The 26,180-nt window shown below is 60.7% G+C and carries 22 protein-coding genes, 1 tRNA gene and 1 other annotated feature; of the genes, 20 read left to right on the top strand and 3 right to left on the bottom strand.

Annotated features, from left to right (window positions below):
* The 19 genes from nifE (at nucleotide 1) to AC0CW1_RS12025 (ending at nucleotide 19,656) form a co-directional block, all read left to right on the top strand.
* Nucleotides 1–1,359 carry a nitrogenase iron-molybdenum cofactor biosynthesis protein NifE gene (gene nifE / locus AC0CW1_RS11935; RefSeq protein ID WP_488183265.1) on the top strand — a complete coding sequence of 453 codons (1,359 nt, stop codon included), beginning with the start codon at nucleotides 1–3 and terminating at the stop codon, nucleotides 1,357–1,359.
* Nucleotides 1,356–2,639 (top strand): nitrogenase iron-molybdenum cofactor biosynthesis protein NifN, encoded by a 1,284-nt coding sequence (gene nifN / locus AC0CW1_RS11940; protein WP_488183266.1) that lies wholly within the window; start codon nucleotides 1,356–1,358, stop codon nucleotides 2,637–2,639. The genes nifE and nifN overlap by 4 nt, the downstream gene beginning before the upstream one ends.
* Nucleotides 2,640–2,652: 13 nt before the next feature.
* Complete coding sequence (gene nifX, locus AC0CW1_RS11945) at nucleotides 2,653–3,042, top strand: nitrogen fixation protein NifX (protein ID WP_488183267.1); 390 nt, start codon at nucleotides 2,653–2,655, stop codon at nucleotides 3,040–3,042.
* A 4-nt stretch (nucleotides 3,043–3,046) separates the two neighbouring features.
* Nucleotides 3,047–3,313, top strand: coding sequence for a ferredoxin III, nif-specific (fdxB, locus tag AC0CW1_RS11950; RefSeq protein WP_488183268.1), 267 nt, complete (start codon nucleotides 3,047–3,049; stop codon nucleotides 3,311–3,313).
* Between the two features lie 95 nt (nucleotides 3,314–3,408).
* Nucleotides 3,409–4,242 carry a radical SAM protein gene (locus tag AC0CW1_RS11955; RefSeq protein ID WP_488183269.1) on the top strand — a complete coding sequence of 278 codons (834 nt, stop codon included), beginning with the start codon at nucleotides 3,409–3,411 and terminating at the stop codon, nucleotides 4,240–4,242.
* A gap of 18 nt (nucleotides 4,243–4,260) precedes the next feature.
* Nucleotides 4,261–5,391 (top strand): homocitrate synthase, encoded by a 1,131-nt coding sequence (gene nifV, locus AC0CW1_RS11960; protein ID WP_488183270.1) that lies wholly within the window; start codon nucleotides 4,261–4,263, stop codon nucleotides 5,389–5,391.
* Between the two features lie 274 nt (nucleotides 5,392–5,665).
* On the top strand, nucleotides 5,666–6,295 hold the full coding sequence (locus AC0CW1_RS11965; RefSeq protein WP_488183271.1) for a DMT family transporter: 630 nt from the start codon (nucleotides 5,666–5,668) through the stop codon (nucleotides 6,293–6,295).
* Complete coding sequence (locus AC0CW1_RS11970) at nucleotides 6,223–6,645, top strand: DMT family transporter (protein WP_488183272.1); 423 nt, start codon at nucleotides 6,223–6,225, stop codon at nucleotides 6,643–6,645. Before AC0CW1_RS11965 ends, AC0CW1_RS11970 begins: the two co-directional genes overlap by 73 nt.
* Before the next feature lie 158 nt (nucleotides 6,646–6,803).
* Nucleotides 6,804–7,667: an EamA family transporter gene (locus tag AC0CW1_RS11975; protein ID WP_488183273.1), complete on the top strand. Its 864-nt coding sequence runs from the start codon at nucleotides 6,804–6,806 to the stop codon at nucleotides 7,665–7,667.
* 195 nt (nucleotides 7,668–7,862) lie between these two features.
* Nucleotides 7,863–8,750, top strand: a complete 888-nt coding sequence (gene pdxS, locus AC0CW1_RS11980; protein ID WP_488183274.1) for a pyridoxal 5'-phosphate synthase lyase subunit PdxS — start codon at nucleotides 7,863–7,865, stop codon at nucleotides 8,748–8,750.
* A gap of 17 nt (nucleotides 8,751–8,767) precedes the next feature.
* Nucleotides 8,768–9,433: a pyridoxal 5'-phosphate synthase glutaminase subunit PdxT gene (pdxT, locus tag AC0CW1_RS11985; RefSeq protein ID WP_488183275.1), complete on the top strand. Its 666-nt coding sequence runs from the start codon at nucleotides 8,768–8,770 to the stop codon at nucleotides 9,431–9,433.
* Between the two features lie 117 nt (nucleotides 9,434–9,550).
* On the top strand, nucleotides 9,551–10,471 hold the full coding sequence (locus AC0CW1_RS11990; protein ID WP_488183276.1) for an alpha/beta fold hydrolase: 921 nt from the start codon (nucleotides 9,551–9,553) through the stop codon (nucleotides 10,469–10,471).
* 77 nt (nucleotides 10,472–10,548) lie between these two features.
* Nucleotides 10,549–10,779, top strand: a binding site (T-box leader).
* Between the two features lie 103 nt (nucleotides 10,780–10,882).
* Nucleotides 10,883–12,046 carry a pyridoxal-phosphate-dependent aminotransferase family protein gene (locus AC0CW1_RS11995; protein ID WP_488183277.1) on the top strand — a complete coding sequence of 388 codons (1,164 nt, stop codon included), beginning with the start codon at nucleotides 10,883–10,885 and terminating at the stop codon, nucleotides 12,044–12,046.
* Nucleotides 12,047–12,049: 3 nt separating this feature from the next.
* Complete coding sequence (gene serA / locus AC0CW1_RS12000) at nucleotides 12,050–13,630, top strand: phosphoglycerate dehydrogenase (RefSeq protein WP_488183278.1); 1,581 nt, start codon at nucleotides 12,050–12,052, stop codon at nucleotides 13,628–13,630.
* Nucleotides 13,631–13,646: 16 nt separating this feature from the next.
* Complete coding sequence (gene serS, locus AC0CW1_RS12005; protein WP_488183279.1) at nucleotides 13,647–14,915, top strand: serine--tRNA ligase; 1,269 nt, start codon at nucleotides 13,647–13,649, stop codon at nucleotides 14,913–14,915.
* A 282-nt stretch (nucleotides 14,916–15,197) separates the two neighbouring features.
* Nucleotides 15,198–18,275, top strand: coding sequence for a diguanylate cyclase (locus AC0CW1_RS12010; protein WP_488183280.1), 3,078 nt, complete (start codon nucleotides 15,198–15,200; stop codon nucleotides 18,273–18,275).
* A gap of 164 nt (nucleotides 18,276–18,439) precedes the next feature.
* The gene (locus AC0CW1_RS12015) at nucleotides 18,440–18,940 is read left to right on the top strand and encodes a RidA family protein (RefSeq protein ID WP_488183281.1); all 501 of its coding nucleotides are present in this window, start codon (nucleotides 18,440–18,442) and stop codon (nucleotides 18,938–18,940) included.
* A gap of 182 nt (nucleotides 18,941–19,122) precedes the next feature.
* A tRNA-Ser gene (locus tag AC0CW1_RS12020) sits at nucleotides 19,123–19,212 on the top strand.
* 174 nt (nucleotides 19,213–19,386) lie between these two features.
* Nucleotides 19,387–19,656 (top strand): hypothetical protein, encoded by a 270-nt coding sequence (locus AC0CW1_RS12025; protein ID WP_488183282.1) that lies wholly within the window; start codon nucleotides 19,387–19,389, stop codon nucleotides 19,654–19,656.
* A 251-nt stretch (nucleotides 19,657–19,907) separates the two neighbouring features.
* Here the strand turns inward: AC0CW1_RS12025 and AC0CW1_RS12030 are convergent, their stop codons facing one another.
* From AC0CW1_RS12030 to AC0CW1_RS12040, 3 genes are all read right to left on the bottom strand, one after another.
* Complete coding sequence (locus tag AC0CW1_RS12030) at nucleotides 19,908–21,161, bottom strand: NAD(P)/FAD-dependent oxidoreductase (protein WP_488183283.1); 1,254 nt, start codon at nucleotides 21,159–21,161, stop codon at nucleotides 19,908–19,910.
* Between the two features lie 166 nt (nucleotides 21,162–21,327).
* Nucleotides 21,328–23,115, bottom strand: a complete 1,788-nt coding sequence (locus tag AC0CW1_RS12035; protein WP_488183284.1) for a methyl-accepting chemotaxis protein — start codon at nucleotides 23,113–23,115, stop codon at nucleotides 21,328–21,330.
* Nucleotides 23,116–23,193: 78 nt separating this feature from the next.
* Nucleotides 23,194–23,457, bottom strand: coding sequence for a hypothetical protein (locus AC0CW1_RS12040; protein ID WP_488183285.1), 264 nt, complete (start codon nucleotides 23,455–23,457; stop codon nucleotides 23,194–23,196).
* A gap of 2 nt (nucleotides 23,458–23,459) precedes the next feature.
* On the opposite strand from AC0CW1_RS12040, the gene AC0CW1_RS12045 reads away from it, so the two are divergent.
* Nucleotides 23,460–25,781 carry a sigma 54-interacting transcriptional regulator gene (locus tag AC0CW1_RS12045; protein WP_488183286.1) on the top strand — a complete coding sequence of 774 codons (2,322 nt, stop codon included), beginning with the start codon at nucleotides 23,460–23,462 and terminating at the stop codon, nucleotides 25,779–25,781.
* Nucleotides 25,782–26,180 lie beyond the last annotated feature (399 nt).

Consider the following 26,180-nt stretch of genomic DNA (forward strand, 5'->3'; position numbering starts at 1 on the left):
GTGTTTGTCAATCTGTCCAAGTTAAACCTGCGCGAGGAATGCCCTTTGACCGACAAAGGCGCGCCCAAACTCTGCATGAAAGCGCTGCCGGGGGAAGGCGCCGAGCGATCCTGCGCTTTTGACGGCGCCCGGGTCGTGCTCATGCCGATCACCGACGCCGCCCATGTCGTCCACGGGCCCATTGCCTGCGCCGGCAACTCCTGGGATAACCGGGGCGCTCGCTCCTCGGGGGCGCAGCTCTACCGCCGGGGGTTGACGACCGACCTGATGGAGATGGATGTCGTCTACGGAGGAGAGAAAAAGCTCGTCCAGGCCATCATCGAAATCGCCGCGAAGCACCGGCCGAAGGCCGTCTTTGTCTATGCCACCTGCGTGTCCGCCCTGATCGGCGACGACCTGGAAGCCGCCTGTCGGCAAGCCCAGGCGCAGGTCCCCGTTCCTGTCATCCCCGTCAACGCCCCCGGTTTCCTCGGTGACAAAAACATCGGCAACCGGGTCTCCGGCGAAGTCCTCTTCCAGCATGTCATCGGCACGGCCGAGCCGGAAGCGACCCACCCCTTCGCCATCAACTTCATCGGCGAGTACAACATCGCCGGCGACCTCTGGGGCGTCCAGCCTTCGCTTGAAGCCATCGGCGTCAAACTGCAATCCTGCATCAGCGGCGACGCCCGCTTCGACGACCTGCGCACCGCCCACCGGGCCAAGCTGAACATCCTCGTCTGCTCGAAGAGCCTGACCAACCTGGTCAAGCAGATGGAGAAAAAATACGGCATCCCCTACATCGAAGGCTCCTTCTACGGCATCGACGACACGAGCAACACCCTGCGGGCCATCGCCGAAGCCTTCGGCGACGCCGAACTGATCGCCCGGACAGAAGCCCACATCCAGCTAAAAGAGGCCGAAACGCGGGCCCTCATCGCGCCCTATAAGCAAGGGCTCGAAGGCAAACGGGCCGTCCTCTTCACCGGCGGCGTCAAGACCTGGTCCATGGTCACCACCTTGAAGGAACTGGGCATCGAGGTCCTCGCCGGCGGCACCCAGAACTCGACACCGGAAGACTTCCTGCGCATGAAAGCCCTCATGGATCCGGAAGCCCACATCATCGAAGACACCAGCGCCGCCGGATTCCTGACCCTGATCAAAGAAAAAGCGCCCGACCTGATCGTGGCGGGCGGCAAAACGAAGTACCTAGCCCACAAGACGCGAACCCCCTTTCTCGACATCAACCACGGACGCAGCCTGCCCTACGCCGGCTATGACGGCATGATCACCTTCGCCAAGGCCGTCGCCCGCACCGTCTTCAGCCCCGTCTGGGAAAAAATGCGGCAACCCTTTCCGGCAGGAGGTGACGCGCAATGACCGCCACAGCCTTCGCCCCTCGAAGCTATACCGGCAACCCCCAGAAAAATAGCCCCGCTTTGGGCGCCACCCTGGCCTACATGGGCGTCGACGGGCTTTTAGCCCTCCTGCACGGCTCCCAGGGATGCTCCACCTTCATCCGGCTCCAGTTGTCGCGCCACTTCAAAGAACCGGTGCCCCTCAACTCAACAGCCCTCTTGGAGGACACGGCCATCTTCGGCGGCTGGGAACACCTGAAAAAGGGCATCGCCAAAGCGGCCGACAAGTTCAAGCCACGCATCATCGGCGTCATGAGTTCGGGCCTGACGGAAACCTTCGGCGATGACATGGAAAGCGCTTGGTCCACCCTGCGCCAGGAGCGGCCCGACTTGAGCGATCTGCCCGTCGTCCTGGCCAAGACGCCCGACTACGTCGGTTCATTGCAAGAAGGCTACCAACGCACCGCCCTGGCCCTCGTACAGACGCTGGCCAAGGACCCCGCGCCGCAGGAAGCAAAGACCGTCGCCCTTTTTCCCGGCGTCCATCTCACCCCGGCCGACGTAGAAGAATTGAAAGACATGGTGCGCCTCTTCGGACTGACACCGCTTGTTCTGCCGGACATCTCCACATCCCTGGACGGCCACTCCGAGCTCGACCCGGCGCCAGTCGTACAGGGCGGCATCACCTTAGAGGAAATCCGCCGCATCCCCGGCGCTGTCGCCGCCTTCTCCTTCGGCCACAGCATGGCCGTCGTCGGCGAGGCGCTCCAGCGGATGCACGGCGTGCCCCATATGGCCGTCCACTCCTTGACGGGGTTGGAAGCCGTCGACATCTTCGTCCTCAAACTGTGCCAAATCTCGGGACGGCCCATCCCGGAGCGACTGCTCCGGCAGCGGAGCCGCCTGTTGGATACACTGGCCGACTACCACGACCAGATCGGCCAGAAAAAAATCGCCCTAGCCCTCGAATCAGACCTCCTGTTGAGCCTCTCGGGCTGTCTCGCCGAATTCGGCGCCATCATCCAGACCGCCCTGGCCGCCACCGCCCCTGACCCAAGCGCGGTCCCCTCCGGTATCCCCGTCACCGTCGGCGACTTAGAACACCTGGAAGAGACGGCCGCCGGCAGCCACCTGATCATCGCCAACTCCAACGCCCGCCAAGCGGCCCTGCCCCTAAACATCCCCCACCTGCGCGCCGGCCTTCCCGTCTTTGACCGGGCCGGCACGCCCCAGACGGTCTGGATCGGCTACCGGGGAACCCAGCGATTCCTCATCGACTGCCTAAACGCCATGGCTGTGTAAGGAGGCGCCTATCATGCTCGTCGCTTTTGCCACCGAGAGCCAGACCCGCATCGACGCCCACTTCGGGCTCGCTCCCGCCTTTGCCCTCTATGACGTCACCCCTGAAGCGATCACATCAAAGGGGATCGTCTACTGCCCCCAGGAGTTCGCCCCAGACGCCGACAAAGAGGATAAAGTCGAAAACCGCATGCAGATCCTGCACGGCTGCGCCGTCGCCTACTGCACCAGCATCGGCGGCCCGGCAGCAGCCCGCCTGGTCCAGAGCGGAATCCACCCGCTGAAAGTGCCCGAAGGCACGGCCATTGAGGAGGAACTGAGGCGCCTGCAAACCCTGCTGGCCGGTTCCCCGCCGCCGTGGCTGCGCAAACGGCTCCAACAAGAAAAAATGACGAAGGAGGACTAACCATATGGCTACCTTCACCGGATTGACCTACGGCGGTCAAGAATGGATCCCCAAATTCGTCGAAGCGATCGACCCCATGAAATGCATGGGCTGTGGCCGCTGCATCAAGGTTTGCTCCCAGGGCGCTCTCGGCCTTGACACCTTCATGGATGAAGACGACATGCAGCGCATGATCGCCATCATCGCCGACAAGGACCGCTGCATCGGCTGCCAGGCTTGCGGCCGGACCTGCGCCAAGCGCTGCTTCACCTTCGCGCCGAAAGAGGTCTAAAAACAAGGGAACGCCAAACCGATCGCGATGCTAGAGAGATGAAAATATCTAGCAATCGCCACATAGAAGAATGAATCAGAAGGAGGTGTGAAAACATGGGCTGTCTCGGATCTTGCGATGGAAACCAAACAGAGTCGACCCTTCGCCACCCCTGTTTTTCACCTCAGGGTCACGGCAAAGCCGGACGCATTCACCTGCCGGTCGCGCCGAGTTGCAACATCGGCTGTGGATACTGTGTGCGCAAGTTTGACTGTGCCAACGAATCCCGCCCCGGCGTCACCAGCCGGGTGATCACGCCGGAACAGGCCCTCTGGCGCGTCGAACAGGCTCTGGCTTCCGATATCGGCCCCTACCTCAACGTGGTCGGCATCGCCGGCCCCGGCGAGCCGCTGGCCAACGAAAACACCTTCAAGACCTTCTCGTTGCTTCAAGAGCATCATCGGCACTTGATCAACTGTGTCAGTTCCAACGGTCTGTTGCTCGCCGATCGCCTCGACGATCTGGTGAAGCTGAATGTCTCCCACATCACGGTGACCATGAACACACTCGATCCGGCCATCGGCGCGCGCATCTACCGCCACGTGCGCTATCAGGGACAACGGCTGACTGGGGAAGCGGGCGCTGCCCTGCTGATCGAGCGGCAACTGCTCGGCATCGAAAGGGCTGTCGCCGCCGGACGAACCGTCAAAGTCAACACGGTCGTCATCCCGGGCCTGAACGACGACAAGGTCGAAACGCTCGCCCGGGAAGTGAAGCGCCGCGGTGCCGCGCTGCTCAATCTCATGCCCCTGATCAACCAGGGCGACTTTGCCGATTGGGCGCCGCCGACACCGGCCTTGATACAAAAGCTCCAACAAAAGGCAGCTGCCATCCTGCCCCAACTGGCCCACTGCCGCCAGTGCCGCGCTGACGCCATCGGAATGATATAAGGGTAAGGGGGCGTTATCATGCGCCAACGGGTTTGGTTGATGGATACGACGTTGCGCGACGGCGAGCAAACGCCGGGCGTGGCGTTTACCCCACAGGAAAAAGAACTGCTCGCCCGGCGTCTCGCCGAAGTGGGCGTTCATGAACTTGAAACGGGCGTGCCCGCCATGGGAGAAGACGAGCAAGAGGCCATCGCTCGCATCGTCAAGTTGAACCTGCCGGCGCGAGTGACGACCTGGAACCGAGCTGTCATTTCCGATCTGGAAGCGAGCCTCAAGTGCGGCGTCCATAGCGTCTCCATCTGCCTGCCCTCGTCGGACCAGCAGATCACCCAAAAGCTCCGCCAGAACCGCCAATGGGTTATCGACCAGATGGGCGAGTGTGTTCGCCGGGCCAAGGCGGAAGGGCTCTACGTGGTGATCGGCCTGGAAGACGCCAGCCGCGCGGACCCGCAGTTTTTAATTCAACTGGGCTTGGAAGCGGAACGCCTGAAAGTGAACCGCTTGCGCATCTCCGATACGCTGGGCATCCTTGACCCGATCCGCACCTTCACCCTCTTTGACCGCCTCGCGTCCTCCCTCTCGATTCCGCTGGAGATCCATGCCCACAATGACCTGGGCATGGCGACCGCTAACACGGTGGCCGCCATCCAGGCCGGCGCCAAGGCGGCCAGCGTCACTGTCTGCGGCCTCGGCGAGCGGGCCGGCAACGCCCCGCTGGAAGAGGTGGCCTTGGCATTGCGCCAGTGCTGCGCCGCCGATACGCGCATCCACTTGGAACTGCTGCCCTCGCTCTGCCGGCTCGTCAGTTGGTCGACGCGCCGGCCCATCCCCTTTTCCAAGCCCGTCGTCGGCCGCGACGCCTTCACGCACGCCTCGTCCATCCATGTGGACGGACTGAATAAAGACCGTTCCAACTACGAAGCCTACCCGCCCGAGTACGTGGGGCGCCGCCACCGCATCGCCCTTGGCAAGTACAGCGGGCGAAAACCCCTCGACGAACTCCTCCGGGATCACGGCCTCGACCTCGACGGCGAGGGTATGACCCAACTGCTGCAAAACGTTCGCCAACTCAGCCAGGTCTTGAAACGTCCCTTGCGCCGCCACGACATCTTGGACCTCGTAGCCGGTGAGACGTCTTCCCAAAGCTAAGTTTATTGCCTTTTGTCCCCTGCGAAGCCAACCAGCTTCCGCGAACGTCAGTGATGGTTCGCTAACACCGGCGAGCCTTACTGATTTACCCTCACCCAAACCCATAGGGCTTGTTCACAGGCCACGCCCGGAACAGATAGTTCCAGGGCGTTATTTTTTGCTCGCAACTCGCAATAGGAAGCTGCGCGACACCCCGAGGAAAAGGGTGTATAATCTAACTTTAGACGAAGCCAGGTCGGTGAAGTCCGATTATCCGCACTAAGGGGATGGGACAGTGACCTATCTGAAATTGATCTTGACGACCTGTTTTTGGGGGGGCACCTTCGTCGCCGCCAAGCTGGCGGTCCAGGAGGCGCCGCCTTTTTATTCGGCGGCCAGCCGATTTACGGTGGCGACGCTGGTCCTTTTTGCCCTCGTCGCCTGGGAAGCCTACAAGCCGGGAGGATCTGGCGCCATCCCGCGCCCCCGTGGATGGCGCCAGATCCTCGGCCTGTTCAGCCTGGGGCTGACAGGGATTTTCTTTTACAACGCCTTTTTCTTTACCGGCCTAAAGTGGACGACAGCCGCCAACGGCTCCCTCGTTATCGCCATCAACCCCCTGGTCACGGCGCTGTTCTCGGCGTTTTTGCTGAGAGAACGCATCCGACCGATTCAGGCCGTTGGTTTTCTCGTCTCCTTCATCGGCGTCATCACGGTCATCTCGCGCGGTTCCCTGGAGGTACTAAGCGGCCTTTCTTTCAACCCCGGCGACGTGATTCTGCTGGGCGCGCCCCTTTCCTGGGCCCTATACTCGATCTTGGGAAAAAAATGCTTGGCCAGTTTTCGCCGCTGGTGGCGACAGCCTATGCGACCCTCTTCGGCACATTGCTGCTGTTGCCGGCTGCCGTCATCGAGGCGGCCCTGACCCAGAGGACCGCCGGCTTTTCCTGGATCGGCTGGCTGGCCATTTTACAGTTGGCCCTGCTGGGGACGGTGCTCGGCTTTGTCTGGTGGTATGAGGGCGTCAAGGCCATCGGTCCCGGCCCCTCCGCCCTCTTCATCAATCTCGTGCCTCTCTTCGGGTGCATCTTCGGCGTCCTCTTTCTCCATGAAGAAGTGACCTGGCCCCAAATCGCTGGCGGTGTTCTGGTCATCACCGGCGTACTGACAGGGACGCTGGGCGCGAGCAGGGGAGCGGGGCGGGCGGAAGCAGCGGCGCGTCGGGAGACGGCGGCGTTGCAAGAAGCGGCAAAGCAGGGAGGGGCAGCCCGTTAGAGCAACAGCACGAAAGGAAAGGGCAGCCCGTTAGGGAAGTGGCAGCGCAAAGAGGAGTGAGGACAAAAAAGCCTTCAGTTAAATCAACGAAACAGCACTTGAAATCATGTGTAACTTTTTCTATAGTTCGATTGTGTTCGCAACCGGAGGGATTCCAAATGGGTCTTTTTCTCGTGATCATCTCCGCACTGGGCTTCGGCTCCATGGCCATCTTTGCCGCTATCGCCTATGACTACGGCGTTTCGGTGCCCACCGTGCTGGCGATCCGATTTTGCATAGCGGCGGCGCTGCTCTGGGCAGCCGTGTTTGTGCGAAAGGAAAAATATCGCGTCGACCGAACGACCTTGGGCAGCTTGGCCCTGCTGGGCGCAGTCGGTTACGGCACCATGTCCTTTTGCTTTTTTACGGCGGTGCAGCGGCTGACGCCGGGCCTGGCGGCGCTGTTGCTTTACACCTACCCGGTTATTGTCTATGGGCTCTCGCTGATAATGGGGCGGGAACGGGCCAACTGGGCCAACATGACGGCCCTCGCCGCCGCTGCTGCGGGGACAGTCCTCGTCCTCGGCGCCTCCTTGGATACGGTCGCTTTTGACAGCGTCGGCGCGGCCTTCGGTCTGGGCGCCGCCGTCATGTACTCCGTCTACCTGCTGCTCGGCGCCCGCATCGTCCAGGGCGTGTCCCCTCTGGTGACGACGGCCTACATCTGTACCTTCGCCGCCATTCTCTTCGCCCTGCGCGGCTTGCTTTCGGGTGACCTCAATCTTGCCCTTCCCTTGGGGGCCTATGGGGCCATCCTCGGCATCGCCGTCATCTGCACGGCCGTCGCTATCCTGGCCTTGATGGCCGGCATCGAGCGGGTCGGTCCGGCGCAAGCCTCCATCATCAGCACCGTCGAACCGGTTTGGACCGTCTTTTTGTCCTACCTGATCTTCGGCGAGCGCTTCAACCTCTCCCAGATGGGCGGCGGCCTGTTGATCCTGCTCGGCGTCGTGATCTTGCAAGCCTTTCCGTCCAGACAATAAAACATAGAAATTCTATCGGGTTCTGGGGATTTGCCAGCGACAGTCCTTGTTCGCACCCGATGGATCATGTAAAATAAAGGGGTAGTCACGGAGCGACTACCTTTTTTGCATCGTTTTGGGAAGCAATCATTCGGGGCGACCCCCGGCGCGGGAGGCTAAAAGGGTGCCCAAATACGCGCAGGAGGTTATGTACGAATGACGACAGAAAAAGGAACCTGGACAGTGAAAAAAGGCCTGGCCGAGATGCTCAAGGGCGGCGTGATCATGGATGTCACCACGCCGGAGCAGGCCAAGATTGCTGAAGAAGCTGGCGCTTGCGCCGTCATGGCCCTAGAGCGCGTGCCGGCTGACATCCGCGCCGCCGGCGGGGTGGCCCGCATGGCCGATCCGACGGTGGTCCTGCGGATCATGGACGCGGTCACCATCCCTGTCATGGCAAAAGCCCGCATCGGCCACTTTGTCGAGGCCCAAGTGCTGGAGTCGCTGGGCGTCGACTACATCGACGAGTCAGAGGTACTGACACCGGCCGATGACCTGTTTCATATCAACAAAAACGACTTCAAGGTGCCCTTCGTCTGCGGCGCCCGCAACCTGGGAGAGGCCCTGCGGCGCATCGGCGAAGGGGCAGCCATGATCCGGACCAAAGGCGAGCCCGGCACCGGCAACGTGGTCGAAGCCGTGCGCCATGCCCGTCAGGTCATGAGTGAGATCCGCAAACTGACGACCCTGCCCAAGGAAGAGCGCATGTCCTTCGCCAAGGAGATCGGCGCCCCCTACGAACTCGTCTGCCTGGTCGCCGAAACGGGCCGCCTGCCTGTGGTCAACTTCGCCGCCGGCGGCATCGCCACCCCCGCCGACGCCGCCTTGATGATGCAACTCGGCGTCGACGGCGTCTTCGTCGGGTCGGGCATCTTCAAATCGGGCGACCCCGTCCGCCGGGCCAAGGCTATCGTGGCCGCCACGACCCACTACAACGACCCGAAGGTCATTGCCGAGGTGTCTAAAGACCTGGGCGAACCGATGGTGGGCATCGAAATCCCGACCATCCCGGCGCAACAGCGCATGCAAGAGCGCGGCTGGTAGCCGGGGGGCGGTTTTTCATGACCGGAGAGAACGTCACGAACGGAAAAACAGTCATGGCAGAAAACAAAGCGTTTGCGATCGGCGTCCTGGCGATGCAGGGCGCCTTTCGTGAGCACGAACAGATGCTGCAATCGCTGGGCTGCACGGTGGTGCAGGTGCGAAAGCCCGCGCAGCTCGCTGAACTGGACGGATTGATCCTGCCCGGCGGCGAGAGCACCACCATCGGCAAGCTGATGGCCGATTTCGGCCTCGACGCGGCCATCCGGGAGCGGGCGGCCCAAGGGATGCCCCTTTGGGGCACCTGCGCCGGCCTGATCCTGCTTGCCCAGCGGATCGAGCGGTCGGAGCAGAAGCGCCTTGGCTTGATGGACATCACGGCCGTGCGCAACGCCTTCGGCCGCCAAGTCGACTCCTTCGAGATCAACCTCGACATCCCGGCCCTCAGCGACCTCAAAGGCTTCGATGCCATCGATGGAAACTGCGGGGCGGCTTTCCCGGCCGTCTTCATCCGCGCCCCCTACATCGCCGAAGCGGGTCCGAAGGTAGAGATCCTGGCCCAGCATGAGGGCAAAACGGTGCTGGCCCGCCAGGGACACCTCCTGGCGGCAGCCTTCCATCCGGAGTTGACGAAGGACAGCCGGATGCACCGTTATTTCTTGAAGATGGTGGCGGAGCGGGCGTAACCCCTACGCGAGCGGCCGGCCATTGAGCGATCGCCCTCGCAGCCGTCATGATTTTGTGAGAAGGCAACACCTCACAGGCGTCGGTTCCCCAGGTTTCCGTGATCGAAAGGAGAAGCAATGGCTACCGCAATCGCCAACGGTGTTCGCCTGAACTATGAGGTCTACGGCCCGGAAGGAGCGCCGGCCCTGCTCTTCACCCATGGCGCCGGTTGGGATCACCGGCAATGGCTGCCCCAAGTGGAGCCCTTCCGCCAGAAGTACCGCGTCATCCTCTGGGATGTCCGCTTTCACGGCCGATCCGGCTGCTGCGATCTCACCGACCTGGACGACTTCAGCCGCGACCAGGTGGCGCTGCTGGACCACCTTGGCGTCGAGCGGGCCGTCCTCGTCGGCTGTTCCATGGGGGGGCACATCTCCTTGCGGACGGCCATCTTGCACCCCGAGCGGGTGGCCGCCCTTATCCTCATGGGCACGCCGGTGACGAGCGCCTACAACTGGCGAAATCGCCTGGCCATGACCTTGCAGGAGGGCTCCCTGAAGAAGTTTTTCAGCGAGTTGATTGACATCTCCCTGCAGGGCTTCTCCTTCTTCTTTTACGGACTCACCCTGCGCTTTGCCACCATGGAAAAGATCGCGAGCATGCACGCCAAGGGGCTTAGCCTCTTTCACCCGGAACTGGAGGAGTACTTCTACCGTGTGACGGTGCAGCATCCCAAGGAGCGCTGGAACCAGATCTGGGAGATCGCCTGCCGCATGGAGACGCTGGCCGAACTCCCCAAGGTCGCCTGCCCGACGATGGTCCTCGAAGGCGACGCCGAGTGGATGATGCGGCGTCAGCACCGCTTCATCTGTGAGGCCATCCCCCAGGCCTGCCACCGGCTGATCTCCGGCGCCGGTCATGCCACCAACCTGGACAACCCCGACGAGGTCAACGCCTGCATCGAGACTTTTTTGAAGCAGGTGCTGCCACAGGCGCTGCCTGCTTCGGCAGGTTCAGTTGCTGACGGCGACAGCCTTTCGGCGGCCATGAGCAACTGAGCATTCACTTTTTTAACATGAAATGTCTTGTCAATCCTCGACGCCTGTGCTACACTCCATGATAACGTCAAACCTTGATAAAAGCGACGACGGGGAACAGTAATCGGAAGAGCGGTCCAGAAAGTTGGCGGTCGATGCGAGCCAACCCGAGCGTCCGGTGAATTTCCACCCCTGAGCTGGCGGCGATGAGCCGGCCCGGTCATGTCCGTTACACATGTTGAGCGGGCCTTTCTGTAGGGAATTCCATTGGAATTCACGGGAAAGGTCAAGCAGGGTGGCAACACGGGGTATAACCTCTCGTCCCTGACCATGACAGTCAGGCGCGAGAGGTTTTTCTATTTTCACCCCGATGGCAACCCAGGGGTCTGACGCGAACACCACCGATCGGCCCAAAGGGGGGATGGCTTCTTCGTGCATGAAAAGGAATACCTGCCCCATCACGGACCGACACCGGTTCCGCCCCGGGTCGTCAAAGCGCTCACCGAGCCGCTGAACAACCTCCGGGGGCCGAGCTTCAAAAGCCTCATCGACGATGTAACCGACGGCGTCAAGTATGCCTACCAGACGAAGAACGACGTCCTCATCCTGCCCTCCTCCGGAACGGGCGGTATGGAAGCGGCCATCGTCAACTTCCTGTCCCCTGGCGACAAAGTCCTCGCCCTATCCATCGGCGCCTTCGGCGATCGCTTCGCCACCATCGCCCAGACCTACGGCTGCATCGTCGACAAGGTAGACTTCGAATGGGGCACCGCCGTCGACCTCACCGTCGTCCGGGAGAAACTAGCGGCCGATGTGCATAAGGAATACAAGGCGATCCTCATCACCCACAACGAAACGGCGACCGGCGTCTGCAACGACCTCAAGGGCCTCGGCGCGATCCGCGGCGACCATCCCGCCCTGATCCTCGTCGACTCCGTCTCCGCCCTCGGCGTCATGGAAGTGAAGACCGACGAATGGGGCCTTGACGTCATCGTCACGGCCGCCCAGAAAGGCTTCATGATCCCGCCGGGCGTCTGCTTCGTCATCGTCAGCCCCCGGGCCTGGGCCGCCTACGAAACGTCGACGGCGCCCAAGTTCTACTGGGACCTCGGTTCCGCCAAGCGGTTTCTCGAAAAAGGCCAGACCCCTGTCACTCCCGCCATCCCTCAACTGGCCGGCCTTAGAGAAGCGCTCCTGCACTTCCGCGAAAAAGGCAGGGACACCATCTTCGCCAAGCAGCTCTACCTGCGGGACATTACCCGCGCTGGCGTGAAAGCTCTCGGGCTGAAACCGCTGGCCGATGACGCCATCGCCTCGGCCGCCGTCACCGCCGTCTGGGCGCCGGAAGGCATCGAGGCCCGGGCGATCAACCGGAAGATGCGCGAAGAGTACAATGTCGTCCTCGCTGGCGGCCAGAAGAAGCTGGAGAACAAGATCTTCCGCATCGGCCACCTCGGGTATGTACAGCACCTCGATCTCTTGGCCACTATCGGCGCCCTGGAGATGACCCTCCACGAACTGGGCCTGCCGATTGAACTGGGTACCGGCGTTAAAGCCGCACAAAAAGTGATCATGTCAAGAAAGGGGTTACTCTAAACCATGCGTGTGCTTGTATGCGACCCGATTTCGCAAAAAGGGATTGACGTCCTCACCTCGGCCGGCGATGTCGCCGTCGACGTCAAACTGAAACTGACGGAAGACCAGATCGTCGAGATCATCGCCAACTACGACGCCGTCGTCGTCCGTTCCGAAACGAAGATCACCAAGCGGATCATCGAAGCCGCTGACCGGCTGAAGGCCATCGGCCGGGCCGGCGTCGGCGTCGACAACATCGATGTGGAAGCCGCCACCTCGAAAGGCGTCGTCGTCGTCAACGCCCCCGAAGGCAACACCATCGCCGCCGCCGAACTGACAGTCGCCCACATCCTCGCCATCGCCCGCAACGTGGGCTCGGCCAACCTGTCCTTAAAGGGAGGCAAGTGGGACCGCAGCAAGTATACGGGCATTGAATTAAAAGGCAAGACACTGGGCATCCTGGGATTGGGCAAAATTGGATCGGAAGTGGCCAAGCGCGCCCGCGCCTTCGACATGACCGTCATCGCCTACGACCCCTACGCCTCCGTCGAAAAGGCGAAGAGCCTCGGCGTCACCGTGACTGACCTGGAAACGGTCTTCCGTCAGTCCGACTTCATCACCGTCCACATGCCCAAGACGAAAGACACCTACCGCATGATCAGCACCGACCAGTTCGCCATCATGAAAGAGGGCGTCCGTATCGTCAACTGCGCTCGCGGCGGCATCATCGATGAAGCGGCCCTCTGCGAAGCCATCCAGTCGGGCAAAGTGGCCGCCGCCGGCATCGACGTCTTTGAAAAAGAGCCCTGCACCGACAGCCCCCTCTTCGCCCTCGACCAGGTCACCGTCACGCCCCACCTGGGCGCCTCCACCAAAGAAGCCCAAGTCAACGTCGCCATCGACGTGGCCTACGACATCCTGCGGGTGCTGCGCGGCGAAGCCGTCAGCGCCGCCGTCAACATCCCTGCCGTCAAGCAAGAGATGATGGCCATCTTCCAGCCCTACCTCAACCTGGTGGAGAAGATGGGCGGCTACCTCGGCCAAAACATCGGCAACCGCATTGAGAAGGTGGCCATCACCTTCAAGGGCGACGTCGCCAAATACGATGTGACGCCCCTGACGACGACGCTGCTCAAAGGCCTGCTCAAGCACGCCCTCGAAGAGTCCGTCAACTATGTCAACGCCCGCCATGTGGCCAAGTCGCGCGGCATCCAAGTCATCGAAGCGAAGACGCCCGATGTGCAGGACTACACCGTTCAGATCTGCGTCGTCGTCGAGACCGACCAGGGCAAGCGCCAGGTGAGCGGCACGCTGCTTCGCAACAAGCCCCGCTTCGTCAGCATCGACGGCTATGACATGGACATGGCCCCCGAAGGCCACATGCTCGTCGTCCCCCATACGGACAAACCGCGGATCATCGGCCAACTCGGCACCATCATCGGCGAACATAACGTCAACATCGCCGGCATGCACCTGGGCCGCAAAGACTTCGGCGGTATCGCCATCGCCATTCTCACCATCGACGGCCCTGTGCCCGACGTCGTCCTGACCGACCTGGCCAAGATCGACGGCGTCGCCGACGTAAAGTACGTCAACCTGGGTTAAATAGGGGGGATACCCTTTGCTGGACACTAAATTCGTACGCGCCAACCCTGAGGTGGTGCAGGAAGCCCTGCAAAAACGGGGCGCCAACATCTCCTTAGACGATTTTCTCGAACTGGACCGCCGCCGCCGTGCCCTGGTGGTGGAGGTGGAAAACTTAAAAGCCAAGCGCAACGCCGTTTCCGCCGAGATCGCCCGCAAGAAAAAGGCCAAAGAAGACGCCGCCGACATGATCGTGGAGATGCGCCAGGTGGGTGACCAGATCAAAGCCCTCGACGAGGAACTGGCCCAGATCGAACTGGACATGGACAACCGGATGCTCTACATCCCCAACATCCCCCACGCCTCCGTGCCGGTCGGCAAGTCCGAAGAGGACAACGTGGAGATGCGCCGCTGGGGAACACCGCGTACCTTTGACTTCCCCGTCAAAGCCCACTGGGAGCTCGGCGAAGACCTAAACATCCTCGACTTCCAGCGCGGCGCCAAGATCTCCGGCGCCCGCTTCACCGTCTACAAGGGCCTTGGCGCCCGCCTGGAGCGGGCCGTCATCAACCTGATGATGGATACCCATGCCCAGCGCGGCTACACGGAAGTGCTGCCGCCCTACCTGGTCAACCGGCAGTCCATGATCGGCACGGGTCAACTGCCCAAGTTTGCCGAAGACATGTTCGCCGTCAACGGGACGGAGTACTACCTCATCCCCACGGCCGAGGTGCCTGTCACCAACCTCTACACGAACGAGATCATGGAGGCCGACAAACTGCCCATCCACCACTGCGCCTACTCGGCCTGCTTCCGGGCCGAAGCCGGCGCCGCCGGACGGGACACGCGCGGCCTGATTCGCCAGCACCAGTTCAACAAGGTCGAGCTCGTCAAGTTCGCCCGGCCGGAAGATTCCTACGAAGAGCTGGAGAAGCTGACGAACGACGCCGAGCACATCCTGCAATTGCTCGGCCTGCCCTACCGGGTGATCACCCTCTGCACCGGCGACATGGGCTTCTCGTCGGCCAAAACCTATGACATCGAGGTCTGGCTGCCCAGCTTCGAAACGTACCGGGAGATCTCCTCCTGCTCAAACTTCGAGGACTTCCAGGCGCGGCGGGCCAACATCCGCTTCCGGCCGAGCCCGAAAGCGAAGCCCGAGTTCGTCCACACCTTGAACGGATCCGGCCTCGCCGTCGGACGCACCGTCGCCGCCATCTTAGAGAACTACCAGCAGGCCGACGGCAGCATCGTCATTCCCGAGGCGCTCCGCCCCTACATGGGCGTTGATGTGATCGGCGCCTGAGAGAGGTTACCCTAGAGATTTCTGCCAACGAGCCTTCAGCACAGGCAAATGCGTTGCCACTATCATCGATACACAGACTCGCCATTTCAAAGAGTCTCCTCAACTGGGAGACTCTTTCTTTTTTTAATAGCAGGATTTAAACGCTTCTTGCCGAAAAAATAGTAGTTATCCACTTAACGTATTGTACTTTATTGCGCATCATTTTATAGAAATAGAACCTAACACAGTACGCGAAAAGGGACTCTGGTTGTCACGGAAACGGAGGGGGCTTTATTGCATACGTTGGCGTCCCTCGCGAGCAGGGAACTGGCTACGTTGCAGAGGGAAGCGCTGCTGATCGACGCCGTCACGCTGATGAGCGACAAAAACATCAGCAGCGTGCTGGTGACGCGTGGTTCCGCCGTCGTCGGCATCATCACCGAACGAGACCTTGTCCGGCTGGTTGCGACTGGCGTCGACCCGCTGAAAACAGCGGTCGAGGCGGTCATGACCGGTCAGCTTGTCCATTTGCCCGAAACCGTGCTGATCGACGAAGCTCTCTATGTCATGGAAAAGGAAAAGGTCCGCCACCTGGTCGTCACCAGCGTCGACGCCATCTGCGCCGCCGATGAACCGGGCGTCGAACTATACCGTAAGCACCAGCTCCGCGCCGACGACGACGGGATCCTCTCGGCCAAAGGCATCATCACCTACACCGATGTGGTTCGCAAGCTCGAAGAAGAGTTTTTCAAAAAACCGCTGACCGTGGCCGACTGCATGTCTACGGTGCTGCACCGCGTCGACGCAAAGACGGACATGAAGGCGGCCTTCGCCATGATGAACGCCCAATGCCTCAGCTCCCTGCTCATCGACCGGCAGGGCAAGACCGTCGGCATCTTGACCGAGCGGGATGTGGTGCGCCTTGTGCGCAGCGGTCGCAGCCTCGACAGCAGCGTCACCGAGATCATGAGCCCCTCGCCGATGACCGTCTCCCAGGACGTGTCCCTCTTCGAGGCGGCCCGCATCATGGAACAGCACCGCATCCGCCGGCTGCTGGTGCGCGACGTGGACGGGCGCATCTGCGGCATGCTCAGCCACTCCGACATCGTCAAGGCCGTGCGCAAAAACTATCGCAACGTCTTGCAGGGTGAGTCCGCCCGCAGCCGCAAAGCCCTCAGTCTGATCGGCGAAGGCGTGGCCGAACTGGACGGAAAAAGCTTCCGTGTGACCTGGATCAACCCGGCCGGCGCCGAGATGCTGGGGCTGAAAAACTGCGCGGAAGCCCTCGGCTGGGAGTTTACCGGCTTTTTGGACGCCAAAATCGCTGACCTGATCCAGCGGGATTTCATTCAGCGGACCGCCAGGGACGCCTTAATCTGCACGACGGCGCTGCCGAAGCCGGGCGAGCGCCACCTCTGGCTCTCCTATGAGATGACCCGCGATTTTCGCGGCGAGCCCTGCATCCGCGCCGTCTTCCGGGACGTCACCTACCTGGCCGTCGCCCAGGAGACCTTGCAGGAGGAAAAGACGAGGTTGCAGATGAGCTTCCAGGCGTCCCGGGAGGGGATCCTCCTGCTCACCGAAGAGGGACGCCTGATCGAGATGAACCGGCGCGCCCGCGAACTGTTGCGCCTGCCCGAACGGACGGACAGGGCGCTCACCGTCCAGGAGTGGAGCAAGGCGGTCCGGATCGCCGATGAAGCGGGACGTCCCGTCAATGTCAGCGAAGACCTGCTCCGGGGCTTTGTGGAGACGGGACAAGCGCTCCATGATCATCTCCTGCGCCTGCATTTTCACGGCGGTGACGCGCACGGTCACAGCGACGGCAAGGGCCTTTGGCTGATGGTCTCGGCGTCGCCGATCCCCAATCGCCGCTGCATCGTCGTCACCCTCTACGACGTGACGGCCAGCAAGCAAAAAGAACTGGAGATCCAGCGCTCTGAAAAGAAGTACCGGACCCTGATTCACAACCTGACCGAAGCGGTCCTCCTCCTGTCGCCTGCCGGCGATGTGATCGACTTGAACCCGGCGGCGCGAGAGATCTTGCAGGTGACCGAAGACCAGCCCTTGCCCCATCCCCTGGCCGAATTCTACTGCACCTTTGTCGACCGGGATGGGCGGTCCATCGCGACGGAGGAGATCGCCCGCTGGGAGGGCACGCGGCGCAAGGCGCCTTTTAAGGACCGCGAGATCGGCATCATCACCGGCGGCGATCAGACCTACTGGGGCGTCCTCACCCAGACGCCCACCTTCGGCGACGACGGCGCCGTCGAATCGGTGATCGTCACCTTCAACGACCTGACGGAGTATATGGAAAGCAAACGCCAGGAGGAACTGCTCCTGACCTGCTCCATCGACTTCGCCCGGGCGACGACGGAGGAAGAGGTCTACACCATCCTGGCCCACTACCTGCGTCGCCTCGACCGCACCAACGGCAAGATCGACGCCATCTTGCTGCGGGGCGTGACCAGTTCGACCGCCCCGGTCACACTCGTCAACTCAGCTACGCCAGCCACTTTGGCCACCCTGGCCTCGCCGGCTCAGGGTCTGGCTCTGATCCAGTGGTCGGACACACGCTTCTCCTTGACGGGCGAATTTCAACCCGAGCGCTGCAAGGCCTACGCTTCTGGCGTGGATCTTATCGTCAAAGACGCCCGGATCGAGTACGGCTGCCCCTGCCATGAGGTCAACGTGGACTATGGCAGCTACTTCTGCACCAACCTCAGCGTCGGTGGCCAGGTCGTGGGCGTGCTGCACCTCTACAGCAGCACCGCCGGCTTTTTCGATGACCAGACGGCGCGGGTCGTGCGCAGCCTCCTGGCCCTGGCGGCACCGACGATCAGCAACATGCGCCTCATCGACCACAACCGCCGCCTCTCCTTCATCGACCCCTTGACAGGTCTCCACAACCGGCGCTACCTGGAGCAGACCCTGGAAAACATGGTCGTGCAGGCGCGCGAACTTGACCGGCGTTTCTGCCTGCTCATGGCTGATATCGACCAGTTCAAAAAATTCAACGATACCTTCGGCCACGACGCTGGCGACAAGGCCTTGCGGATGGTGGCCGCCAACGTGCGCAACTGCCTGCGCGAAGAAGACATCGCCATTCGCTTCGGCGGCGAAGAGATCACCATCATCCTCATGGGCGTCACCAAGGAGATGGGCGTTACGATTGCCGACCGGATCCGCAAGCGGATCGAACAGACCCCCATCGAGATCGGTGACGACGAACTCCAATACGTCACCCTCAGCATGGGCGTCTCCGCTTTCCCCGAAGACGGCAAGACGCTGGAGAAGCTGATCCAGTGCGCCGACGTGGCCCTTTACGAGGCGAAGCGGCGCGGAAAGAACCGGGTGGCGGCCTTTGAGAAGGCGCAGTGAGGAAAAAACCACAATTCGCGGATAAGAACGGCGAGAATTACGCCGTGATTACGAGGGAAAAGCGCAACACCAGCGAATTTGTTTGGGGAAGCGCGTCGCAGGCTAACGATTCTCCTGCGCTGCGGAAGGCGTAGTGACAAAAAAGAGAGAAGGGTGATGCGGTTATGCTGACGGTCATTCCGAAGGAAGAAGACACCCTTATCCCGTCAGTGGAAGAGAGGCTTCAGGAAATGGGCCTCGAACTCCCGGAGGTCATCCCCCCAGTGGCGGCCTATGTTCCAGCTGTCTGGACGGGCAACCTCGTCTTTACGGCCGGCCAACTGCCCTTTGCCAAAGGCGCGCTGCTCTACACCGGCAAGGTCGGCGCCGACCTGACTGCGGAAGAAGCCGCCCAAGCCGCCCGCCTCTGCGCCTTAAACTGCCTGGCCGCCGTCAAATCGGTCACCGGCAGCCTCGACCGGATCGTCCGCATCGTCAAAGTCACCGGTTTCGTCAACGGCGCTCCCGGCTTCACTAGCCAGCCCGCCGTCCTCAACGGCGCCTCGGAATTCTTCAAGCAGATCTTCGGCACTGCGGGCGAACACGCCCGTTCGGCTGTCGGCGTGGCGGAACTGCCGATGAACGCGCCGGTTGAGGTGGAGATCATTGTTGAGGTGGAGGCGTAAGCGGGCCTTCGCGGAAGCCTTGGTTAAAGCCTTGCTGTAGGTCAAGCCACGTGGGCTTGAGGAAACTGCGCGGAGGCGTTACCCCCCTTAACTGGAAAGGGTTTCCCCATTGCTTTTTCCCGGTGACTGTGGTACTATAACTCACGTCTTTCAACCGGAGCTTTGACGCTCCGGTTGAATGCGGAGGGATGGCCGAGCGGTTGAAGGCGGCGGTCTTGAAAACCGTTGTAGGGGTGACTCTACCGTGGGTTCGAATCCCACTCCCTCCGCCATCGCTTTCAAAGCCCGTCAGTCCGCGGTTTTTAACGGTCGCGAGGACGGGAAAAGGGCGCAGAAACCACGTTAAAAATGCAATAGTTAAGGCGTTAAACCGTTGCTATCAAATTGAAGGCGACGGTTTTTTATTTATCCTTAAACCGTCGTCAAAAGAAGGGGCGACGATAACGATGGTGAAGATGAAGCCGAAAGCGAAGAAAAAAATCTATGACTCGTGGCAAGAAGCGATGGAAGCCTTCCTGTTTCGTAAGGAAGCTGAGCAGGTTAGACCGAGGACAATCTCTGATTATCGCGAACATATTACCCGCTTTTTTAACCGATACCCTGACGTATGGGGTGACAGGGAAGCGGTTGAGCGGGGAGTTATCGAATACCTGAAAGACAGCCGGAGTAATAACTACTTCAACCGGAAGATCACAACGCTTCGGCTCGCCTCCTAGCGTTGTGATCGGTCAAGTGTTTTGGTCAAAAATCGGCCATTAATTTTGGACTTTTGCTCAAGAATAAACTTCATTTTGATCACCCCGTAGGTGAATTTAGTGGATGATGATTATCTCCACGTAGCTCTATTATACGGGGTTTTTCGTCCATTTTCGACCGGTTACTTTGCGAGGGATCACGGATACAGGATCCATTTAAGCACTTTTCTTTCGTCTCACCTTGAATTCTTCTGTCAAAAATAATAAGAGAGTTAAGGAACCGAGATAAACGGCCCCATCACCCGCGCAACCGCACCCAACACATTCCAGCGGGTTGCAAACAGCCAATCCCCCACAGACCCGTCAAGAAGCCAGAGCAACCGATCGAAGCCACGGTTGGAGACACGCTCCATGGCCCGGCGGATGACGAGCGACTCTTCGTAACATTTCAGATACTTGGCCGTTTTTTGTGCATAGTCGCCCATCCCCAACAGGTCATAGGCCGCATGAACACCTGTCAACAGGGCGTAGTACTGGCCGAAACCGAGAAAGGGCATGACAGAGCCGAAGCAGTTGCCTACGAAATAGGTGTTGCCGATGCGGGGATAGTAGCAGCGGCCGATGGGGTAGCCGGAGATCTCCCAGACGCGGTGGATGTGACGGGGCTGTCCAATGTCTCGCTCGTAGCGCGCCAGGAAATGGTTCCACAAAGCGTCTGTCCATGGGGATGGACCTCCGCTTCGAGGGGCGGATGTGCTTGCAGTTGTGTCTGCGGGGGAATCGGTCGTGAGATTTCCGGGAAGATCCGTTGCTATGTTTGCCGGCGGGCTTTTCGATAGGTCAGCGGGCAGGTCAACTGACCGGTTAGCAGGCAGGTTCATTGGCAGATCCGCCAGCGGGTTCACGGGCGGCTCGGGGTAGGCGATGGCGCAGCAGGCTTCCTCCTCGGAATAGGGGATGAGGTAGGCGTAGCCTCTGGGGGCGATCCGGTTATCGAGCCAGGCGCAGACGATGTTCGGGTCGAAGCGGCCCCGGATGGTGGCGCCTTTCATGGAGACCCGAAAGTCGGTGCGAAAGTTTTTCAGCTTTGCGGCGTAGGCGCTGTCGCCGGTGGCCAGGACGACATGAGTGAACTCCTGCAGCAGATCCTGGTAGGTGCGCTTCGAGTTACACTGAATGGGCGCGCGGATCTGGCGGGCCAGTTGGGCGTCCCAGCTATGGGGGTGACGGCCACGGGTGTTGGAAAAGCCGATATGGCCTGTGAAATCGCAACGCCGGTTCTCCGAAAAGACGACCAGCTTGGCCAAGTTGGCCACCGGCTGCAAGAAGATGCCCTGTTCCTTTGAAAAGAAGTGTAACGTGTCCATGACAGGACGGTGGAGGATCTCCATGTCGATCTCACCGGTGATAAAGCGGTCGCCCACTTGGCTGCGATCCTCGAAGATGGCCGGTTCGATCCCGTAACGCTCCAGCACAATGGCGCAGGCCAATCCGGAGAGGCCGGCCCCCATGATGGCTACTCTCATTTCTTCACCCGTTGTTTACTATGGCCCTGCAACGAGTGGGCTATCCGAATAAAACCCTATAAACAGCGGCGAAAAAACCGCAGCGAAAAACCCCCGTGAACCGGCTCTGCGCTGGTTCACGGGGGTTTCGCGCCTTGCGATAACCATCCTCCATCGGAAACGAACCTTAGATATTAAACCCTTTCACCAGTTCATTCAGCTTCTCCACGTTCTCGTTCGTCTCGTCCGACTTCTCCTTGATCGACCCGACCTGCTGTTGCATGTCAGAGGTCTGGATGGCCACCTGGGAGATGCTATCGGCGCTTTCATTGACGGCAGCGGTCATCTGCTGGATGGCCTTGGCGATGGAATCCATCGTCTCGTCCATGCGTTCGCAGGTGGTCTTGAACCCTTCCATGAAGGTTTCAAAGCGCTTGGCGTCACCGCTGTACTGTTCGGCGGCGCCTTGGAGCTTGGTGGCGCTGGTGGCGACGCCCTCGTCCATAAAGTCGACGGCTTTGCCGGAGGTCTCGGCCAGCAGGGTCACCGAGGCGCGGGCCGTTGTGACGATGCTTTGGATATCTTCGACGGTTCGAGCCGATTCCTCGGCCAGTTTACGGATCTCGCCGGCGACGACGGCGAAGCCCCGTCCCACTTCTCCCGCCCGGGCGGCTTCGATGGCGGCGTTTAAGGCGAGCAGGTTCGTCTGTTCGGTGATGCGCAAAATGGCGTTGGCCAGTTCGTCGATCTTTTCCACTTCCCGCGACCCTTCGATGGCCGCCGTCAGTTGGCGCTTCATCTCAGTGAACACGGCTTGGGCCTGCTGGGTGGAGATGATCGCTTCTTCTTTGAGGCTGTTGGCGCGCCGGTCAATGTCGCGGGAGAGGGTAAGGCCTTCGCCGGCGTTTTCGTTCATCGAGCGGGTCTGCTCGCGCACGTCTTCGATGGTGGCGTTGATCTCTTCGATCGTGGCCGCCGACTCTTCCATGGCGGCGCTGATTTCCTGGGTGATGGCCGATGTCTCCATGGACCGGCGGCCGAGTTGTTCGCAAGACTGGTCCACATCGCGGGCGTTTTCGGTGATCCGGCCCGACGATTCGATCACCTGCCGCACAAACTGCCGGACCTGGCCGGTCAGTTCGTTGAGCGCCCTGCCGAGATCGCCGATCTCGTCCTGGCCCTCGACGGCGATGTCGCGGATGGTGATTTTGCCTTCGGCGTCTTTTTCGATGCCGGCCATCATCGCCTTCAAGGGGTTGGTGATCTTTCGGCTGAGGAAGATGGCGACGGCGCCGGAGATGAGCAGGGAGAGGACCAAGAAAAAGACTTCAAAGATGATCTCTTTCTTGGTTTTTTCCCATTGTTCCTGACGGACCATGTCGACGGCGGCTTCGATCTCGTCGACATAGTTGCCGGTGCTGATCACCCAGCCCCATTCTTTGAACAGCTTGGAATAGGCCCGCTTGGGCGTCAGCTTGCCCGAGCCTACATCCTGCGGCTTTTCCCAGAGGTATTCCGAGTAGCCCTTGTTCTTGCCTTGGGCGGCGGCGACGACTTCTTGGATGATGTAGACGCCTTTGGGATCCTGGCTGTATTTCCGGTTGGTCCCTTCCTGATTGGTCAGCATGGGGTGGGCGATCAGGGTGAAGTCGAGGGCGTCGATCCAGAAGTAGCCCTCCTGTTTGTCGCCATAGCGGAAGGCCTTGATCAGGTCAGTGGCGAGCTTTTTCGCCTGGGCCTCCGTCAACTCCCCCGTTTGTTGCTTGTTATAGGCGTAGTTCAGCACACCGATGGCCTGGTCGACCTGACTTTTGATCATGCTGTCATACTGCGCGTACAGATAAGCGCGCTTCTCGGTCACTGCCACCTGGGCGCCCTTGTAGATCCCCATCAGGATCGTGCCGCCGAGGATGGCCGTGAGCAAGAAGGTGGTGAGCATAATGGCCGCCATGATCTTGTATTTGATCTGTCTCACTTGTGCCTGCCTCCTAAAACTGCCATTTTGCCGGCTGCTTGCGCCGGCTGTGCGTTTATGTAAAAGGATTTCTTAACTTTACCATTTCTTCGCCGGGGGCGGGAAGTCCTTTGCGCCATTTTGAAAATAACGGCTAGTGGCTTTATTTATAATATTGTGAATATTGTCCATGTAACTTTTTTGCTGGATGGGGCGTAGCGGCGGTCGAAGGCCTCCGATCGCGCCATGGACGGTTTCCGTTCCGGTGAGTGGGAGGGTATTGCAGAAAGGATTTGTCAGAAAAAAGGCGAAAAAGAAAGCAATAATATACGCAATTCCTGTCGCCCAAGGGAGGATGAACATCCTTGGCAACATCCTGGCGCACGTCATCCCACGAGAAAAAAGCGTTCAACGAGACAAAAGCGATCATCCGCCACGAAAAAGGACTGCACGCCCGCGTGGCCGCCATGATCGTGCAAAAAGCCAGCGAACTGCAAGCGCGGTACCCGGTGACGCTTTTCTTGCGCCACCGGGACCGCCCGCCGATCCCGGCCACCACGCTGCTGCAACTGATCGCCCTCGCCGTTCAGCCCGGTGAGGCGGTCTATGTATCGGCGAAAGCGCAGGGGGCGGCAAAGCCAGAGCCAGCGTCAGAACCGGCGCCCGCGTTAGACCCGGAGCGGAATGAGCCTTCGGCTGGCGCAACCGGCAAGAGCGCGTCCCCCAGCGATACGGCCCCGGTCGATCTCGCCGTGCTCGAACTGGTCCGCTTCCTTGAAAGCGACTTCGACCTCTCCGATGATCAGATCCAGCGCCAGGTCGACAACCTGCTGCAAGACAGCGCCTTGACAGCTGGCCAGGTCTTCGCCAGTATGGCCGACGGCCTGATCGTCACTGACGCCCAGGATATCGTCACCGTCTTCAATCCGGCGGCTGAGCGGATCATGGGCTTGCGGGCCGGCGACGTGATCGGAAGGAAGGCGGCTGACGCCATCCCCGGCTCGCGCATGCACATTGTGACCGGCACCGGTCAGCCGGAACTGGGGCGGCGTCAGATGATCGGCGGCGCCGTCATCCTCACCAACCGGACGCCCATCCTCGTCGAGGGCCAAGTCAAAGGCGCCGTCGCCGTCTTCGAAGACATCTCGATCCTGGAGAAAGTGACCCACGAGTTGCATGAGGTAAAAGAGCTGAAAGAACGGTTGCAATTGGTCCTCGAATCGGTCCAGGACGGCATCTGTGTCGTCGACCGCGAGGGCCGCGTCACCTATGTCAACCCCGCCTACGCCCGCATCGTCAACGGCCGCCGGGACGATCTCATCGGTCAGGAAGTGCGGCTGATCTCGCCGGAGGGCGCGCGGCGACGGGCGCTGGATACGGGCCAGCCGGTTCTTGGACATGTGGCTCATAAAAAGGGCGAACTGACCGTCGTTGCCGACGCCTATCCCATCATCGTCGACGGCGAGGTGACCGGCGTCGTCTCGATCGTCAAGACCCTGTCCGATGTGCAGACGATGGCGGAAAAACTGAACCGCATGGCCGCCCGCGCCGAGTACCTGGAACAGGAACTGCGGCGGACGAAAAAACCGGGCGGGGCTTTTGCGCGCTTCATCGGCCAGAGCGGGAAGGTGCGCGACGCCCTAGCCATGGCGGAGAAAGCGGCTGAGGGGCCGTCGACGGTGCTGATTCGCGGCGAGAGCGGCACCGGAAAGGAACTGGTCGCCGAAGGCATCCACGAGTCAGGGCCGCGGGCGAAAGGATCCTACATCCGCGTCAACTGCGCCGCCATCCCGGAAACGCTTTTGGAGAGCGAACTCTTCGGCCACGAAAAGGGCGCCTTCACCGGCGCCATCAAACGCAAGCTGGGCAAGTTCGAACTGGCCCACAAGGGCACCCTCTTTCTCGATGAGATCGGCGAGATGGACAAAGGCATGCAGGCGAAACTGCTCCGCGTGCTCCAGCAAAAAGAAGTCAGCCGCGTCGGCGGCGAGGAGACCTTCAAGGTCGATGTGAAGATCATCGCCGCCACCAACCAGGATCTTGAAAAGCTGGTGGCTGAAGGTCGTTTCCGCGAAGACCTCTACTACCGGCTGAACGTCATCCCCATCCTTCTGCCGCCGCTGCGCGAACGCCGGGAAGACATCCCTCCGTTGGTAGAACATTTTCTCCAGCAGGCCGGCCGGGAACAGGGAAAAGCGATCCGGGGCATCCGCAGCGACGCCCTGGAGGCGTTGATGGGCTACGGCTGGCCGGGCAACGTGCGGGAATTGGCCAACCTGATCGAGCGGGTGGTCACACTGAGCGATGGCCCCTGGATCACCCGCCTGGACCTGCCGACGTATCTGCGGGAGCGCGTCAGCGGGGGACCGATCAAAACGGGACTGGCCGAGTCAGGACGCAACGAACCGGGAAGCGGGCAAGTTCGGGACATCATCGGCGATACCGTCATGGAGAATACCGTTGGGGCGCCAAAGGACGCGCCATTGTTGACCTGGGAAGAGTACGAAATGCAGATCATCGCCCTCGCCCTGAAGCGCCACGGCAGCTTCAACGCCGCCGCCAAGGCCTTGGGCCTGACCCACAAAACTGTGGCGGCAAAAGCCCGCAAGTATGGCATCGAAAAAGCGATTGGAGATAGGAGCCCTGGGGAAAAAGAAGAGGGGGTGGGAAAAAGTATCGACATCTGATCGCAGGGTTGATACTTCTTCCCAATGGAAGCGGTTAGATTGAGCGTAAATCCCCAAGCAGGCCGATTCAGGCAAATCTTCCCGAAATCTTCTCGAAGTTTTTTCGGCGTCTTTTCGGATTCCCTTGTGCGTTAGGCGGAGCCTGCCACCGTCTGCCCAAGGCTCCCCAAGGCTCCCTGAGGCTCCCTGAGGCCCCCGAGAGCCCCGAGCCCCCCCCGCAACAGGCTGTTTTTTCTCGACAACGCTGCCAGCGCGCGTTTTTTTCAACCAATTTTTCAATCTTGCTCAAAGGTCCCCTCGTCATTGGCATCGTTCTTGCAATAACAAATAGCAAGTTGTATCGGGCGGCTATGTTGCTCAAAGGGACAAGCGATCCCCCCACGCCCTGCGACAAAAAAA

The sequence above is a fragment of the Heliomicrobium sulfidophilum genome (assembly GCF_057715735.1).